At 44.9% G+C, this 15,518-nt stretch carries 17 protein-coding genes and 2 tRNA genes; 16 read left to right on the top strand and 3 right to left on the bottom strand.

The window, feature by feature from the left end; translation table 11 throughout:
- Positions 1-72: 72 nt before the first annotated feature.
- Positions 73-708 (bottom strand): 4'-phosphopantetheinyl transferase superfamily protein, encoded by a 636-nt coding sequence (locus tag QE390_RS03625; RefSeq protein ID WP_307141140.1) that lies wholly within the window; start codon positions 706-708, stop codon positions 73-75.
- 200 nt (positions 709-908) lie between these two features.
- Between QE390_RS03625 and QE390_RS03630 the strand changes: the two genes are divergently transcribed.
- The 6 genes from QE390_RS03630 (at position 909) to QE390_RS03655 (ending at position 4,566) form a co-directional block, all read left to right on the top strand.
- Positions 909-1,823, top strand: a complete 915-nt coding sequence (locus tag QE390_RS03630) for a WD40 repeat domain-containing protein (protein WP_307141141.1) — start codon at positions 909-911, stop codon at positions 1,821-1,823.
- 144 nt (positions 1,824-1,967) lie between these two features.
- The gene (locus tag QE390_RS03635) at positions 1,968-2,738 is read left to right on the top strand and encodes a DivIVA domain-containing protein (RefSeq protein WP_307141142.1); all 771 of its coding nucleotides are present in this window, start codon (positions 1,968-1,970) and stop codon (positions 2,736-2,738) included.
- 33 nt (positions 2,739-2,771) lie between these two features.
- On the top strand, positions 2,772-3,122 hold the full coding sequence (folB, locus tag QE390_RS03640) for a dihydroneopterin aldolase (RefSeq protein WP_106635367.1): 351 nt from the start codon (positions 2,772-2,774) through the stop codon (positions 3,120-3,122).
- A gap of 53 nt (positions 3,123-3,175) precedes the next feature.
- Entirely contained in the window at positions 3,176-3,376 is a 201-nt protein-coding gene (locus tag QE390_RS03645) for a hypothetical protein (RefSeq protein ID WP_307141143.1), read from the top strand.
- Positions 3,377-3,465: 89 nt separating this feature from the next.
- A complete protein-coding gene (locus tag QE390_RS03650) occupies positions 3,466-3,825 on the top strand; it encodes a hypothetical protein (protein WP_307141144.1) in 360 nt (119 codons plus the stop codon).
- A gap of 147 nt (positions 3,826-3,972) precedes the next feature.
- Complete coding sequence (locus tag QE390_RS03655) at positions 3,973-4,566, top strand: N-(5'-phosphoribosyl)anthranilate isomerase (protein WP_106635364.1); 594 nt, start codon at positions 3,973-3,975, stop codon at positions 4,564-4,566.
- A gap of 515 nt (positions 4,567-5,081) precedes the next feature.
- Here QE390_RS03655 and QE390_RS03660 read toward each other — a convergent pair.
- Complete coding sequence (locus QE390_RS03660) at positions 5,082-6,317, bottom strand: nucleoside recognition domain-containing protein (protein WP_106635363.1); 1,236 nt, start codon at positions 6,315-6,317, stop codon at positions 5,082-5,084.
- Positions 6,318-6,460: 143 nt separating this feature from the next.
- On the opposite strand from QE390_RS03660, the gene QE390_RS03665 reads away from it, so the two are divergent.
- From QE390_RS03665 to QE390_RS03680, 4 genes are all read left to right on the top strand, one after another.
- Positions 6,461-7,141, top strand: a complete 681-nt coding sequence (locus QE390_RS03665; RefSeq protein ID WP_307141145.1) for a M15 family metallopeptidase — start codon at positions 6,461-6,463, stop codon at positions 7,139-7,141.
- Between the two features lie 266 nt (positions 7,142-7,407).
- Positions 7,408-7,482 (top strand) — tRNA-Val (locus QE390_RS03670).
- A gap of 28 nt (positions 7,483-7,510) precedes the next feature.
- Positions 7,511-7,585, top strand: a tRNA-Val gene (locus QE390_RS03675).
- A gap of 319 nt (positions 7,586-7,904) precedes the next feature.
- A complete protein-coding gene (locus QE390_RS03680) occupies positions 7,905-8,102 on the top strand; it encodes a hypothetical protein (RefSeq protein WP_307141146.1) in 198 nt (65 codons plus the stop codon).
- 44 nt (positions 8,103-8,146) lie between these two features.
- Here QE390_RS03680 and QE390_RS03685 read toward each other — a convergent pair whose 3' ends face one another.
- The gene (locus QE390_RS03685; RefSeq protein ID WP_307141147.1) at positions 8,147-9,220 is read right to left on the bottom strand and encodes an AI-2E family transporter; all 1,074 of its coding nucleotides are present in this window, start codon (positions 9,218-9,220) and stop codon (positions 8,147-8,149) included.
- Positions 9,221-9,410: 190 nt separating this feature from the next.
- Here QE390_RS03685 and QE390_RS03690 point away from each other — a divergent pair, with 190 nt between their 5' ends.
- From QE390_RS03690 to QE390_RS03715, 6 genes are all read left to right on the top strand, one after another.
- Complete coding sequence (locus tag QE390_RS03690) at positions 9,411-10,409, top strand: SMP-30/gluconolactonase/LRE family protein (protein WP_307141148.1); 999 nt, start codon at positions 9,411-9,413, stop codon at positions 10,407-10,409.
- A gap of 374 nt (positions 10,410-10,783) precedes the next feature.
- Entirely contained in the window at positions 10,784-11,152 is a 369-nt protein-coding gene (locus QE390_RS03695; RefSeq protein ID WP_307141149.1) for an FdtA/QdtA family cupin domain-containing protein, read from the top strand.
- A complete protein-coding gene (locus tag QE390_RS03700; protein ID WP_307141150.1) occupies positions 11,149-12,240 on the top strand; it encodes a DegT/DnrJ/EryC1/StrS aminotransferase family protein in 1,092 nt (363 codons plus the stop codon). The genes QE390_RS03695 and QE390_RS03700 overlap by 4 nt, the downstream gene beginning before the upstream one ends.
- A 19-nt stretch (positions 12,241-12,259) precedes the next feature.
- A complete protein-coding gene (locus tag QE390_RS03705; RefSeq protein ID WP_106637401.1) occupies positions 12,260-13,174 on the top strand; it encodes a glycosyltransferase family 2 protein in 915 nt (304 codons plus the stop codon).
- A gap of 5 nt (positions 13,175-13,179) precedes the next feature.
- Positions 13,180-13,950: a bifunctional 2-polyprenyl-6-hydroxyphenol methylase/3-demethylubiquinol 3-O-methyltransferase UbiG gene (locus tag QE390_RS03710; RefSeq protein ID WP_307141151.1), complete on the top strand. Its 771-nt coding sequence runs from the start codon at positions 13,180-13,182 to the stop codon at positions 13,948-13,950.
- Positions 13,943-15,514: a hypothetical protein gene (locus tag QE390_RS03715; RefSeq protein ID WP_307141152.1), complete on the top strand. Its 1,572-nt coding sequence runs from the start codon at positions 13,943-13,945 to the stop codon at positions 15,512-15,514. The genes QE390_RS03710 and QE390_RS03715 overlap by 8 nt, the downstream gene beginning before the upstream one ends.
- The last annotated feature ends 4 nt before the right edge of the window (positions 15,515-15,518 follow it).

Raw genomic sequence — 15,518 nt, forward strand, 5'->3', positions numbered from 1 at the left:
AGGCCAGACTTAGACAGTCTGGCCTTTGCTTTGAATCTTGCTTATACTATTTATTGTTTGTCTGAACGACAACTATTCTGCCACAACGGTCAGAATGCAGTCTTCAACAGCTATTACTTCCAGTTGATAGGACTTAGAATCTGTTTCCGTGCGAATCCAGCCTGTAATATGCTGACCCTCTTCGCTAAATGGCTCGATGAGTATATTTCCTTTAAAACTCAGTTTTTTCTCTCCGTATAACTTATACAAAGCTTCCTTGGCCGTCCAGTAAATGCCCAATTTACGAAGATTTTTCTGGGCATGTTCCTGTTCCATTTCACTCAGGTATTTATGGGAAACGACTGCTAACTTTTCACTAATAGGCTCAATATCAATTCCTACTCTCTCGACAGGATGCCAAATCACTGCCGCAAATCGCAGTGAGTGAGATAATGAAAAATGGCTGTTGGTATTATGCAGGAAAGGCTTATCATAAATGTCCTTCCGAATCCCATGATACGTTTCGCCAACGGATTCGACCAGGGTTTGAATAAGAATCCGGCTGGCCAGAAATTCACGTTGCTTCTGAGGGTGATTAATTTCCTGAAACGCAGCTATATCTGCCGGGCTTCCCCGAAATAAGCGTTGTAGTTCCTCTAATTCTTCCGTAATTTCCCAAAGAGCAACCTGCCCTTGCCCATCAAAAGGCCGCATCCAAACCAATGGCATCCGATTCTGCTTAAATTTGGACAAAAATATGGATTCATCGAACGCTGTAGGACATTTCAGGTTAGAAGTTTTAGGAAAAGAGCCGCTCAGGTTTCTAATTTTCAGTAAAAAATCTTCCCTTTCAGGCCTAAGTTTTCCTCCGTTCAGGAGTGACCAGACCCTTGGTAACTCCTTCATCCAGATGAATCATACAACGAGTTATGGCTTTACAAATTGAAAAGATAGATACATTCGCCGGGCACCGGGACGCTATTTATGCCCTTAGTCCGGCCAAAGAACCGCAGCAGTTCTATTCCTCCGGTAGTGATGGCTTAGTCATTCGCTGGGATCTGACTAAACCCGACCTTGGCGAACTCATCGCCCGCATTCCGGCTTCGGTTTATGCCCTTGCTTATGACGAATCGACGGATTTACTTTGGGTAGGTCAGAATTTTGATGGCATTCATCGCATTAACCCTATAACACTACAGCAGCAAGATTCCATTCAACTGACGTCTTCTCAAATTTTTGATATAAAGCTTTTTGAAGACCTCGCTCTTGTAGCTCAGGGCGACGGAACCGTTACCGTTCTTGATCGGGCTAGTTTCCAGATTCGCAAGCACTTAAAAGCCAGTGAGGCCTCGGCCCGAAGCCTGGACGTAAACCCACACAGCCGGGAATTCGCCGTCGGTTACAGCGATTGTACCATCAAAATTTTTGATCTCGATACCCTAACTTTAAAATTTATTATCGCGGCTCATACACATTCTGTATTTTCCGTTCGTTATTCACCCAATGGCCGCTTTTTAGTTTCCGGTGGCCGTGATGCCCACCTGAAAAGCTGGAAGGTGGGTGATCCTTACCAAATACAACAGGACGTAGTGGCCCACATGTTCGCAATTAACCACATTACATTTAGTCCTGACTATCAGAAAATTATAACCGCCAGCATGGACAAAACGCTCAAGATCTGGGATGCTCAGACGCTGCGTTTACTAAAAGTGCTGGACTGGGCCCGTTTTGCGGGTCATCGCACATCTATTAACAAGGTGCTATGGTTACCGCTGGAATCGGGATTGATTTCCGTTTCTGACGACCGACTGATTTCGATCTGGAAGGTTACCGAGCAGGTTTAAATTTCGGTTTTTTGGAAATAAGCTGGTCTTTCCCGTTGAAATGTAATTCTATTGGATAATTTTGAATACTAGAAACCTTCACAAACGAGATCGAGACCGAGGAGCTAATTTTTGGTTTGAATCAAGTTTCAGCCCAATACGACAATGAAAATTACACCACTTGATATTCGTAAGCAGTCTTTTGAACGCGTTTTCCGGGGTTATGATAAGGATGCCGTCGATGCTTTTTTATCCACCATTTCGCAGGAATGGGAGCGATTATTAGATGAAAACCGTCTGCTTCATGAACGTATTGAACGTACAGAAAATGATTTCAGCAAATTAAAAGCTCTGGAAAATACCCTCTATAAAACCCTGCAAACTGCTCAGATGACAAGTCAGGAGATGGCAGTCAAGGCTCAGGAGGAATCCAGTAAAAAAGTAGTAGAAGCGAATCAACAGGCGGAGGACGTTCTTTCGAAAGCTCGCAAAGAAGCCAACATGCTGCGAATGAATGTGGAGAATAAGGCCCGTTACATCATTGAAGAAGCAGAAAACGAACTCAAAGGCCTCGAACGGGACATCAAGGCCATGGATAAATACCGCGATACACTCATTTCTCAGTTAAAAGGATACGCCACAGAAACGTTGGAACGGCTTCAGCGATACGAAGAAAAATCGCAACCCATTCCTTTTGAGCAAAAAGCAGCTGAGCTTCAGGAAGTATTAGCTGGCATCTCAACCACTGCGGCTCTACCCGAAAACGTAGGAACGGATGAGCCCGAACCTCCGGTTGAGATACAGGAAGAAGTAACCCCACCCACGCCAGTAGCCGAGGTAATAGCTGCGGAGCAGGCTCAGGTAGAAGAACCCGAACAACCCGTTCAGACGGAACCTGTCAATAAAGAAGAAGGTTCTTTCTTCGATAAGATCTAAATCATCGGGAGCTTTCAGGCTCCTCTTTTTTTCATGGGAACAATTGCCTTAGAAGGTCTGGAATTTTTTTCCTACCACGGTTTTTACGAGGAAGAACAAAAAATTGGAAATCGCTACTCTATCGACGTAATCATTACTGTTGACTTTGAGCAAGCTGCCATTACGGATAAACTCAGCGAAACAGTTAATTATTCAGACGTTTATCAGATTGTGGCAGAATTGATGCGAAAATCACATAAGTTACTGGAACACATCGCTTATCAGATTATTCAGGGAATCCGTGATCATTATCCTCGCGTGGAAAAAATTAAGGTTTCCGTGTCTAAATATAATCCACCCGTAGGAGGCGTTTGTGAACGTTCCCGCATTACACTGGAGGGTTAAGCTGGCATGAATTTAGTGTGATGGACTGCCTGTCACACTAAATTTTTTAAGCCATGGATTATCAACTGGTAGACCCCAAAGAAGAAGCTTTTCACAACGAGTATTTCGAAATTTCTTTCCCTGATCAGACGCATCCAAGTCTGTATTTTACCTCTAACGCCGAAATTCTGGAGGATGTAGCGGCTGAAATTGTACACCGCCACGCCGATAATACGCCCGGCTGGCGAATCATTCCTCATGCTAAAAAGCACTAGGAAATTCCTTAACAATCTCTTTCCAAATCTTTCATGTAAGTATTACTTCGGTTCAATAGCTTTGGATTTTTAATGCAATTCATACAACCATGAAATTTGTTATTATCTTATTTCTTCTGATCTGTGGAATGCAGGCTTATGCCATCACTCCCTCAAATCCAGCAGCTATTGCTCAGGCGGACAGCCTTATTTGGAAAGACTACGTGGGTAAATACAAAGGCATTGAGGGCGTTTTTGAAAACCTGATTGTTAGTGTCGAAGACAATAAACTGATGGGCGAAGCTACCGGACAGGGAAAAGGCCAGTTAGTAGCCGACACGAAAGCTGATACGTTTAATGTACCGGGTTATCATGCGATCATTATTTTCATTCGAGACGCTGACCATAAAGTCATTAAATACCGAATGCAGGTACAAGGCCAGGAGTTTGAAGGAGAAAAGATTGAATAAGGCTGCTGATAGGAAGTTCTTACTGCCGGTGGATAGCTGGCAGTTTTTGTTTTATGTCCATTAACCCGAAATGAGTAAAGACAGATTCCTGGAAATCTTCTAGTTTTGTCAAAAAAATGGAGTTTCTATAAGGGCTTCTTTCTTTCTATGACTTTACGTACGCTCGTTAAAATTTCAAATATTACTAACCTTTCCGACGCTCGTTACTGTGCCGGTATGGGCGTTGAGTGGCTGGGTTTTTCGATGGATACCATCGCATTGGATCGCTTCAACGAAATCAGAGGCTGGCTGGCCGGGGTTTCTATTGTGGGAGAAACCGATGCTCCCCATCTGGATCAGATTAAGGCTTTGGTTGCGGAGTATAAACCCGATGTGCTACAAATCAGCCACGTAGAATTAGTGGAAGAAGTAAAAGAATTAGGCTTACCCATTATTCTGAAACTGGATTTGGCCGAAGGATTGCCCACCGAATTAAGCGGAGCCGATTATTACCTCATTGACCACTCCGATCCCTTCGCCCACATTGACCCGCCTACGCTGGGTTACCTGGATCAGTTTGCCTATAAATACCCAACGCTACTAGCTTTCGGTATTAACGAAATGAATGTACTGGAGGTAATTGATCAGATTCCGGTAAAAGGTATTGCCCTCGCAGGTGGTGAAGAAACCCGCCCCGGCTTTAAGGAATTTGGCGAAATGATGGACATTCTCGAACGCCTGGACGAAGAAGGAGACTTTTAGTTATTTAAGGGTTATTGCTTCAAGAACAAGCATAGCCGCGGGATAATCTCGCGGCTATGCTTGTTCTTGGCGTCTAAGTATGCCGATTTGTATCCATTGTTTCAGTAGAGACGCGATGAAATCGTATCTCTACCTGAATGCTTGATTATTATACCTTTTCGGATTAGGAATCATCTGCCCTGGTTGGTTTCCTCACCAACCAGGGCGGGAATAATTGAATAGTAAAACCGCCTCTTACCCAGACGCGATGAAGTCGCGTCTCTACTTGAAATGCTTGATTGCTATGATTTTTCGGATGGGCAATTATCCGCCTTGGTTGGTGTCCTCACCAACCTCTATGCTTTTAGTAATGGCTGTTGAAATGCCCGTTAGAGTCCCCGGATTAACATCCGGGGCTACCCATATTCAACCCCTCCGGGGTTATTACTTTCATTTTAAAACCTCTTCCCTACCTTTATCGGTTTTTCCTTCCCAAACTCCAAACTCCAAACCGCAGCGGCGGCCGCTCCAAACTCTTATGCAAAGAACAAGTATCCTACTGCAATAGCTGCAACAATTCCGGCGAAGTCGGCTAATAAACCTGCCCATAACGTATAACGCGTTTGCTTGACGTTTACAGAGCCAAAATACAGAGCGATTACATAAAGAATAGTATCGGCTGAACCCTGAAAAATACAGGCTAACCGCCCTACAAAAGAATCGGCCCCGAAGGTTTTCATCGTATCAATCATCATGGCCCGTGAGCCACTTCCGCTTAAAGGGTGCATCAGGGCGGTGGGCAATGCATCCACCCATTCCGTTCGGATGGGTAAGTAACTAAAAGCCCAGCGAAACCCTTCTACCACATACCCCAAAGCTCCTGAGTTTCGCAGTACGCTAATGGCAACCAGCATTCCAACCAGATAGGGAATCACTCGAACAGACGTTTCAAAACCACCCTTGGCTCCCTCGATAAAACTAGAAAATACATCTATCTTTTTTCGAAAAGCAGCGATCAAAAAAGAGAGTACAAAACCAAAAAGAATGAGATTACTGAATACTTTAGAGAAAGTTTCAATCCCTTCTTTTGAAAGAGTATTCAGGTAAGCTAACAAGGCTACAATAGCGAGCGTCAAGCCACCCAACCAAGTCAATATTACCCGATCTAAAAGGTTAATTTTCTGACGAAAAGCGACAAAGAGTAACCCTACGAGCGTGGCTACGTAAGTGGCAATCAGGCAGGGAATAAATACGTCGGAAGGATCTGTAGCTCCGTACACCGCCCGCTGAGCCATTACTCCCAAAGGAATTAATACCGGCCCCGCCGAGTGCAGGGTCATGAACATAATCTGGGCGTTGGTAGCTACTTCTTTGTTCGGGTTCAGTTCCTGCAAGCTCTGCATGGCTTTCAGCCCAAAAGGTGTCGCTGCGTTATCCAAACCCAGCATATTCGCCGAAAAATTCATAATCATCTGCCCATGAGCCGGATGGTCTTTCGGTACTTCGGGAAAAAGTCGATTGAAGAAAGGACCAATCCGCCGAGCCAGAAAACCAATGGCTCCTGCATCCTCTCCAACTTTCAAAATGCCCAGAAAAAAGGTCATTACACCCGCCAGAGGCAAGGCAATTTTCATTACCGCGACCTCGGCTGAATCGAACATGCCATCAACGAGGAGTTTGAAAATTTCAGTGTCTCCAAAGAGAATGAGCTTAAAAAGGGCCACGACAAACGCAACAATGAAGAAGCCAATCCAGAGGTAATTAAGAGCCATGGGGAAACACTAATAAAAGTCGATATGCTTTCGGAAGCCTGAATTTCGCTGAAAAGCCTTAAAAACCAGTTTTCCAGGAAAAGAAAAACAAAAGCTCCTCCTGGCCGTATTATGTGTATCATTCTGATTTAATTCAAATTTCCATGAAGTTTCTTCTGTTTTCGCTGACTTTATTATTCACGAATCCTGCAAAGCTCACCACCGCTCTCTGCCCGGACGAGGCAAATCTGGAAAAAGCCGGATTGGTTGATATTCAAAAAGTTGACCCTAGTTTATTGGTCGATTTAAAATATTCGACCACAGACAACTTTGTCAAGAAAGATGTGTACGGCTGCATTACTCGCTGTTACCTACAACCCGACGTGGCCCAGAAACTAAAAAAAGCTCAGGAGCACCTTCGAAAAAATCATCCGAATTATCGTTTGCTGGTGTACGACGGCGTTCGTTCGCGGAAAGTACAGTGGAAGCTTTGGGAAGCTTTACCACAATATGCTCCCAAATACCGTACGAATTACGTGGCTCACCCTACTCGCGGTTCTATTCATAACTACGGCTGTGCCGTTGACTTAACCGTGGCCACTGCCGACGGTAAAGCCTTGGACATGGGTACTCCTTTTGATTTTTTTGGTAATGAAGCTTACCCCCGTAAGGAGGATGAAATGCTTCGGCAGGGAAAAATCACAAAAGAGCATGTTAAAAACCGACAGATCTTACGGGATGCCATGCAGGCGGGTGGCTTCATGGGTATCACCAGCGAATGGTGGCACTTCAACGCCATGAGCCTGGCCCAGGCAAAGTTGAAATATACCATCGTGGAAGAGTAGTCTTGTTGACGTGATTTTATCGCTTCTGGCTACGAAGAGGACTAAAAAGAAGGTAACAGATTGATTCCTACCCAGATGTAATAAATAGTCGTCTCTGCAGAAACAAATCCATTAATTTTTACTGCCGTAACTTTTTAAAAAATTAAATACTGATTATCAGATCAATAAAAATTATTTTAAACTTTTTTCAGCGAATACTTGCGAAAGGCTCATTTCATTACGTAAGTTTGCAACCCCAAACGACGGGAAAACAGAAATAAAAATAAGGGTGATTAGCTCAGCTGGTTCAGAGCATCTGCCTTACAAGCAGAGGGTCGGGGGTTCGAATCCCTCATCACCCACTTCATTTTTATTTCAAATCTAGCCTTCGGGTGATTAGCTCAGCTGGTTCAGAGCATCTGCCTTACAAGCAGAGGGTCGGGGGTTCGAATCCCTCATCACCCACCCTTCTAAAGCCTCACTTTTCAGTGAGGCTTTTTTTTTTCGCCTTAATACCTCGCCAACAAGGATTGGAATCCGTCAAGGTGACCATCCTCAATACGCCCGTTTTTTCCCGGCCTCATTCAATCTACAATCTGGCCCTCGCGAACCTTTCTGTCTTCTGATACAAAGGGTTTTCATTTATTCTCAGCAATCGTCTTTACCACGGCGGTGGGAATCCGACTCGTAACTCCGCATTCAACAACGAAGGATACGTCCAACTGATCATTACTGGTTCAGTATTTTAATCAACAGCTGATGGCAACTATCAAAATATTGAGTCATGGAAACTATTCAGATTGGAGATCAGGTAATCCATAAACCCAAAAATCAGGATTCCATTCTTAATGGAGGAGAACCGATGGTGGTGGCAGGAATTGAAGAAGAAATGGCCATGTGCCAGACTTTGGATGTAACCTTACGGATTCCTCTGGACGAATTGATTAAAACTACCGATGCCATTCCTGGTTTTGTAGGTTAATCAATGGAGCAGGCTATTCCTAATCTCCTCCATCGCCAGCAAATTTATACTTCTACCGAATCATCCTTCAAAGTATCCTGAATGTATAACATTTTTACCATGACCATAACCATGGCCATTAAAGGTGTGGCCAAAATCAGACCCAACACGCCTGTGAAAAGGCCAATGATTAATTGAGAAATCAGCACCAGAGCGGGAGGAATATCAATCATACGTTTCTGCACGATTGGGGTCAGCACATTACTTTCAATCGCCTGAATCCCTACGTAAATCAGGATCACATATAATGCCTTTTCGGGCCCGTCCATTAAAGCGAAAAGCACCGCTGGAATCAAGGCAAAAATGGGACCGATGTTAGGAATAAAGGTTACCAAAGCCGCAAAAAGAGCCAAGGCTCCCGCCAGAGGAATGCCTAAAGCCCATAGACCTATAAAGCTTAGGACTCCCACTACGGCCATAGAGAACAGTTGCCCCATCAGCCATTTTACCAGCGTCTCTCCTACTTTATCCAGCACTTCACCCGCTCGGTTTCTGGATTTTTTGGGAATGAGCAGAATAATACCTTCACGATAAAGTCGGGGCTGGGCGGCGATGAAAATAGCCAGGAAAAAGATAACGTATAAATCTGCTATCGTACCAAAGGTAGAAGACAACACACCCGTAGCTCGATTCATCCATTTAGAACCTCCTTGCATAAGCTCGCTTTCGGAAGGAATCATTTCGAGTACTTTACTGCCCATCTCATTCTGCGAAAGCTTTTGCTGAAAATTGTCAACGGCCTTGGGAATGCCTTCTTTTAAATCGCTGAACTGATGCCCAATCGTCGTTGAAAAAATCCAGATCATTCCCACAAAAAGTCCCAGCGTTACTAATGCGACCATAACCAGACTGATGCCTTCTTTCCAGCCCGTCTTTTTACTTAGCCAGCGAGCAGCAGCCCGCAGCGGCAAAGCAATTAATAAGGAAGCGGTGATGAGTAATAAAATGTCAAAGCTAAAGCCTAGTAATAAGGTAAGCAGAATTAGGAAAATGGTAATACCGACCGTTATGCCTACTCGCTGAGTAAAGGTATAAGGCCGTTCCTCGGATGTGTTTTGTTCAGAAGTAATCGTTTGCATGAAGAAGGGAAGGTTACGTATATGAACTTGTACATTATACTTAAAAAAAATGTACCCCTTCTTCGACCTCCTGCTCTCTTTCCTTTGAATCAAACCCTTCTTTCTCCTCAACAGGCAGGATTTTTTACTTTACTTTTCTGCTAAAACTAAGGCCTCAACTTTATTCTAAACAACCTTCTACCCATACTTTATGCAAAAGCTTTTATCCATTCTTTGCGTCGGTCTGTTCTTTTCCGGTGTCACTACTGCTCAGGAATTCCCAACCCTGGGAAAAATCGTTCGGCTAGACCCAGCATTTGATCAGATTATTCCGCTTCAGGCTACTATTGAGGTAGTCGCCTCTGGTTTTAAATGGGCAGAAGGCCCCGCATGGTCGAAAAACGAAGGTTGCCTTTTCTTTTCTGATACAAAACAGAATAAAATTTACCGCTGGCACCCGCAGGATGGCCTGAGCATTTTTTTATCTCCATCCGGCTATACCGGACGAGGTGAGTACAGCGATGAACCCGGCTCTAATGGTTTACTGATTAATGCGAAAGGAGAACTCGTTGCCTGTGAACACGGCGACCGACGATTAACCCGAATGCCCATGAAGACAGGCGGAAAATATACGCTCGCCGACCGCTGGGAAGGAAAGCGATTCAACTCCCCAAACGATGTGTGCGAACACTCCTCGGGAGCTTATTACTTCACCGATCCACCGTACGGATTAGCTCAGAAAGAAAAGGACCCCAGTCGGGAAATGGATGCCTTCGGAGTCTATCGGGTAGATAGCAGCGGAAAAGTTACCCAGATTATTAACAACCTGAAAAGACCAAATGGTGTCGCTCTCTCGCCGGACGAAAAAACTTTGTACGTTGCTCAGTCCGACGATAGCGAACCTTATATCATGGCCTATCCTTTGCAGAACGATGGTTCGGTAGGAAAAGGTCGCATTTTTTACGATTTCACTCCTTTGATCAAACAGGGATTGAAACGAGCCCCTGACGGAATTCGTACCGATGCTTCTGGTAACCTTTATGCAGCCGGTGGCGGTGGATTCCTTATTCTGAATGCTCAGGGGAAACTGTTAGGAAGACTAGAATTCAAAACGGCTACTTCGAATTGCAGCTTTGGTTCAGACGGTTATATGTATCTGACGGCTGAAAACTACATCTGTCGAGTTAGAGTATCTGTTACAGCAAGATGATTAAATTACCTAGTAGGATGTTAGGTAATAACTGAGTTATACTAAACGTAATTAAAGTATAATTATAAATTAATATCTAATCTTTAAAAATAGCAATGTTTACGGCTTTCGATTTCTAATGTCTTTTTAAGCACCTGCGACTAATCCCCTTATTTCTTCGGTGTTAGACGGCTAAATTTCGATGAATTTATTTTTCCATCTAGGTAAATATTTAAGAAACTAGTTCGTTGGAATTCAAGCATATAAAACATTTTTTTAATCTTAAACTAAGGTTTATGTTTTGATTACAAATTATATCACTCAATTTTAGGAGACGATTCCTCTCCACCACCATGCATCTATCTTAATAAACTTTAAGACTTTAGTACTTATTCATGGCAACTCTCCTGGAGTTGAATACCTTCGGAACCGATAAAGTGGGTTACTTAAGCGTATTTGAGAAAATTTTGCCTGGCGATATTAAACGTGCTTTTTTCGTATATGGGGTACCGCCAGATTCCCAGCGAGCTAAGCACGGACATTTACAGTCTCATCAGGCATTGGTTTGCCTGAATGGTAGTTGCCGTATTGAAATTTCAAACGTCAACGGAACGGCTTCTTTTCATTTAAGCACCCCACAGAAATGTCTGGTCGTTGAACCTGCCGACTGGCTCCTGATGGACCAATTCTCGAAAGGGTCTGTCTTGCTGGTCCTCTCTAATTATTATTACGACTTAGACGATTATTTTTATCAAAAACCATGATTTCCCACCTCGACATGGGACGGGTGAACCGACCCTACGAAGTTCAACTAAGCGAAGCCGCCCAACGCGTGCTTACCTCTGGCTGGTATATTCTCGGAAAAGAACTAACTGCCTTTGAAGCCGACTGGGCTCAATATTGCGGCACTAGCCATTGCCTGGGTGTAGGCAACGGTCTGGAAGCAATTACGCTTATTTTTAAAGCTTTACAATTGCCCGCTGATAGCGAAGTACTGGTTCCCGCTCATACCTATATTGCCTCCATTCTGGGAATTACCAATGCTGGTTTAACGCCCGTACTGGTGGAACCCGACCTGGCTACCTATAACATTGACCCGCAGCAAATTGAGCAGCATATTACCGAACGAACGAAGGCCATTTTACTGGTTCATTTGTACGGAAAAACCTGCGACATGGAACCCATTCGGAAGATAGCTGAAACGTATAATCTACGAATTGTTGAAGACGCCGCTCAAGCTCACGGGGCTACGTACCAGGGAAAAAAAGTAGGTAACCTTGGCGACGCGGCGGCTTTTAGTTTTTACCCCACCAAAAATCTTGGTGCTTTGGGCGATGCCGGAGCCATTACCACCAGTGATCCCGATTTGGCCCGCCGGATTTTTTTGCTTCGTAACTACGGCTCAGAAGTAAAGTATTACAATGAAATGCAAGGAGTAAACAGCCGGCTCGACGAATTACAGGCGGCTTTATTACGGGTAAAAATTCCTTATCTGGATGATGATAATCAGCGTCGGCAAGCCATCGCTCAACGTTTTCTATCAGAAATAACGAATCCTGACGTTCAATTGCCTCCAGCCGAAACCTGTCATCAGGATGCCTGGCATTTGTTTGTGGTAAGGCACCCCCGTCGGGACGTTTTCATGAAAGAATTACAGGCCTTGGGCATTCAGACCATGATTCATTACCCCGTGCCTCCCCATCAACAAAAGGCGTATCAGGAATTCAGTCACCTTTCTTTACCCCTTACCGAACAACTTCACCGCGAGGTTGTTAGTTTACCCTTATATCCAACCCTTACCGACGAAGAAGTTAGCCAGATCATTGCGGCAGTAAATGCCTGCCAAGGTTAAGGTTCGTCCTTTTTGATACATGGACATTAGCGTTATTATTCCCGTTTATAAAAGTGAGAAAACCATCGCTCCGCTCGTCGAACGTATTCTGACGACCTTGCGGGAATATGCTATTGAAATTGTATTAGTCAACGACGGTAGCCCCGATACTTCTGAAGCCGTCTGTACAAAACTGGCTCAGGATTTTGAAACGGTGAAATTCATTTCTCTGCGTCGAAATTTCGGAGAATTCAATGCCGTGATGTGCGGACTGAATTTTGCTACGGGAAAATACTGCGTCATGGTGGATGATGATTTTCAGAATCCACCTTCAGAAATCATTAAGCTCGTGGAAGAGGCCGAACGCGGTGATTACGACGTAGTTTATTCCTATTACGAAAGTAAACAGCATTCCCTTTTTCGGAACACAGGCAGCTCGCTAGTGAACCAGTTGACCACTTGGTTGCTGGACAAACCCCGCGATTTATACCTGTCGAGCTTTAAGTTAATCCGACAGGAAGTCGTTCAGGAAATGATTCAGTATAAAGGCCCTTACCCTTACCTCGATGGGTTGATTTTCAGAGTTACCCGAAATGTGGGTAAAGTAGAAGTTCAACACTCCAAGCGTCAGGAAGGTCGGTCTAGTTATACGTTGCGTAAATTAATTTCCCTGTTTCTGAACATTCTGTTTTGTTATTCTCCCCGCCCCATTCGACTCATTACCAATACCGGATTATTGCTCATTGTGGTTTCTTTCCTATTAGGATTTTTTGAAGTAACTAGTTCTTTAATTGGCAAACATTTACCCGAAACTGACCAGTTGGTTTGGGTAACCGTACTGTTTTTAGGGGGCATTCAGTTAGTAGCGATGGGCCTGGTGGGTGAATACGTCGGAAAGCTTTTCATGACCCAGAACGGGTTACCTCAATACGTGATTAAGAAAACGCTTCTGTAACCCGCATGATTGGCAAACGACAGGAATACGAACGTATGCACGCCACTGAACAGTCCCTGTGGTGGTATCAAAGCTTACACAGACGCGTAGGGCGAGCCATTGAAAAACGCTTTGGTGAGCAGAAAAATATTCGAGTTCTGGATGCAGGCTGCGGTACGGGGGGCTTACTGGAATCGCTACGAAAACGCGGATACACCCAGCTTCAGGGACTGGATGCTTCAGAAGATGCCGTAGCCTTTACCCGGCAACGCGGCTTTCAGGTACAGCATCATAACCTGCTTCATATTGCTTCCTTCCAGCCTGGCGAAACTTTCGACGTCATCGTCTGCGATGATGTGCTATGTTATCTGAGCGAAGAACAGATCGTTAAAGTGTTGACCGAGTTTCGCCGCAAACTTCGTCCGGGTGGTATTTTTATTTCGAATAACAATGCTTTTAACTGGCTAGGTGGAACGCACGCCGCCGCCCTGAACATTCACAGACGGTTTGTTTTATCAGATCTGAAAACCTATGCTCAGCAGGTTGGTTTGCGGATTCGTCAGGGTGGTTACTGGAGTTTAGTATTATTTCCACCGATTGCACTAGTGCGTAGCTGGCAGAATTTTCAACTCAGCCGTGGCTGGGTTAAAACTGAAAACCTAAACTCAGATGTAGCCTTACCCGCCGCCCCCATCAATCACACCCTCAATGGCTTAATGAAGCTGGAAGAATTGATCCTTCCGCTGGCCCCTTTGGGAAGCTCGGTATTTACCGTAATGGATTCTCCCCATGACTGATCTGATTAAATTCCTGTTGATTTTCAACTGGATCGTTCTGTTTTATACCGCCTGGCAATATCAGGGCCGAAACCGAAACATTTATTTCTCCCTACTAGCTCTGTTCGGGGCCATCTTTATTACCCGTTCGGCTAACCTTCTCCATAACGAACCTAACGTCGATACCAGCACCTGGCTTAACAGCACCTTAACCATCGGAAAAGCCAGCGAGACCCTCTGGACCTGGCTAAATTATACCGATGGTCGTCCTTTTACGGTGGCTCCGCTCTGGCTAGGCAGTCTGTTGGGCATGCCCATTAGTTACATGAGTGCGGAGTTGATAGGTATTTTTTTGTGGTGCATTACCCTATACTTCCTCGCCCAAACTTTACAGGTATTAGGCTGGCGATCCGAGCGAGTGTATGTTCTCATTCTGGCTCTGGCAGGCTTTATCGGGACGACGAGTTATGGCGATCATGTAGGTTATAACTCCGAAGTTGCCAGCATGTGGATGCTGGCCCTGGCAGTCTGGATGTGTCTTCGCTGGCTTAATCAGCCTACTCCCTGGATTGCTCTGTTTTTAGGGACTACCCTCGGCCTTTTGCCCTACGCCAAATTCCAGAATGCTCCGATGGGAATCGTTATTGCCGCCTTTGCGGGGATTAGCTGGATTCAGCGGAAGAACTGGCAAGTGGTGCTGTTGCTGCTTCTGGGCGGTCTATTACCCAGTCTGGGTTTTGTTCTCTATTACAGCAGCTTAGGACAACTGGAAACTTTCTGGAATCATTACTTCCTTTATTATTTTTATTACAGTTATACCGACGAATTCTCGAAACTCACGACCGCTCAGCGTTTCAGCCCCATCCGTTTTCTACAGCTGAGTCTCACGCATTATTCCATGCGATGGCTTGCGGCGGGATTATTTACAGCCGTTGGCCTTCTGCTCCTGCATTTTTTCCGTAAAACCAAAACTGCCCTCGATTGGCTGGCTCTGGCTTTGTTGCTAACCACTTATTACGCCATTCTTCAGTCGGGTAACAACTTCCATCATTACGCCTTATACGTTCCTTATTTTTTCACGCTGGTCATTGGCATCTGGGGGCGGGATTTAGAGAAATCCTTACTTCAGAAATTAACTCTTTTACTAATCCTTTTCGGAGGCGTGCAGGCTGTCTGGAATCTCTGGTATCGGACACCCCTTCCCCCACCCGACCACGACGAGCTGGCTCACGAAGTTGCTCAAATCATCAAACAGAACAGCGATCCCGACGACCGAATGGTTCTCTGGGGCTGGGCTGATCGGGTCTATGTATACGCCGAGCGTCCGATGGGCCATCGCTATCCATATACGATTGGCATCTTTTATCCCAGTCCTCTACACGACGCCCGTGTGGTTGACTTTTTAAAGGATATGGAAGAAAACAAACCCCGGATTTTTGTCGATGTCTGCGGCACTTCTCTCACCTATTTCGGCTCTGAAAAAGAACGACACGAGGCTACTCCTGAGATTGGCACATACATTCAGCAACATTACGAACTCCTGAAGCAAACCGAAAACGTGCGGATTTACAAGCGGATGCGATAAGACT

It is taken from the genome of Siphonobacter sp. SORGH_AS_1065 (assembly GCF_030818595.1).
Taxonomy (GTDB): domain Bacteria; phylum Bacteroidota; class Bacteroidia; order Cytophagales; family Spirosomataceae; genus Siphonobacter.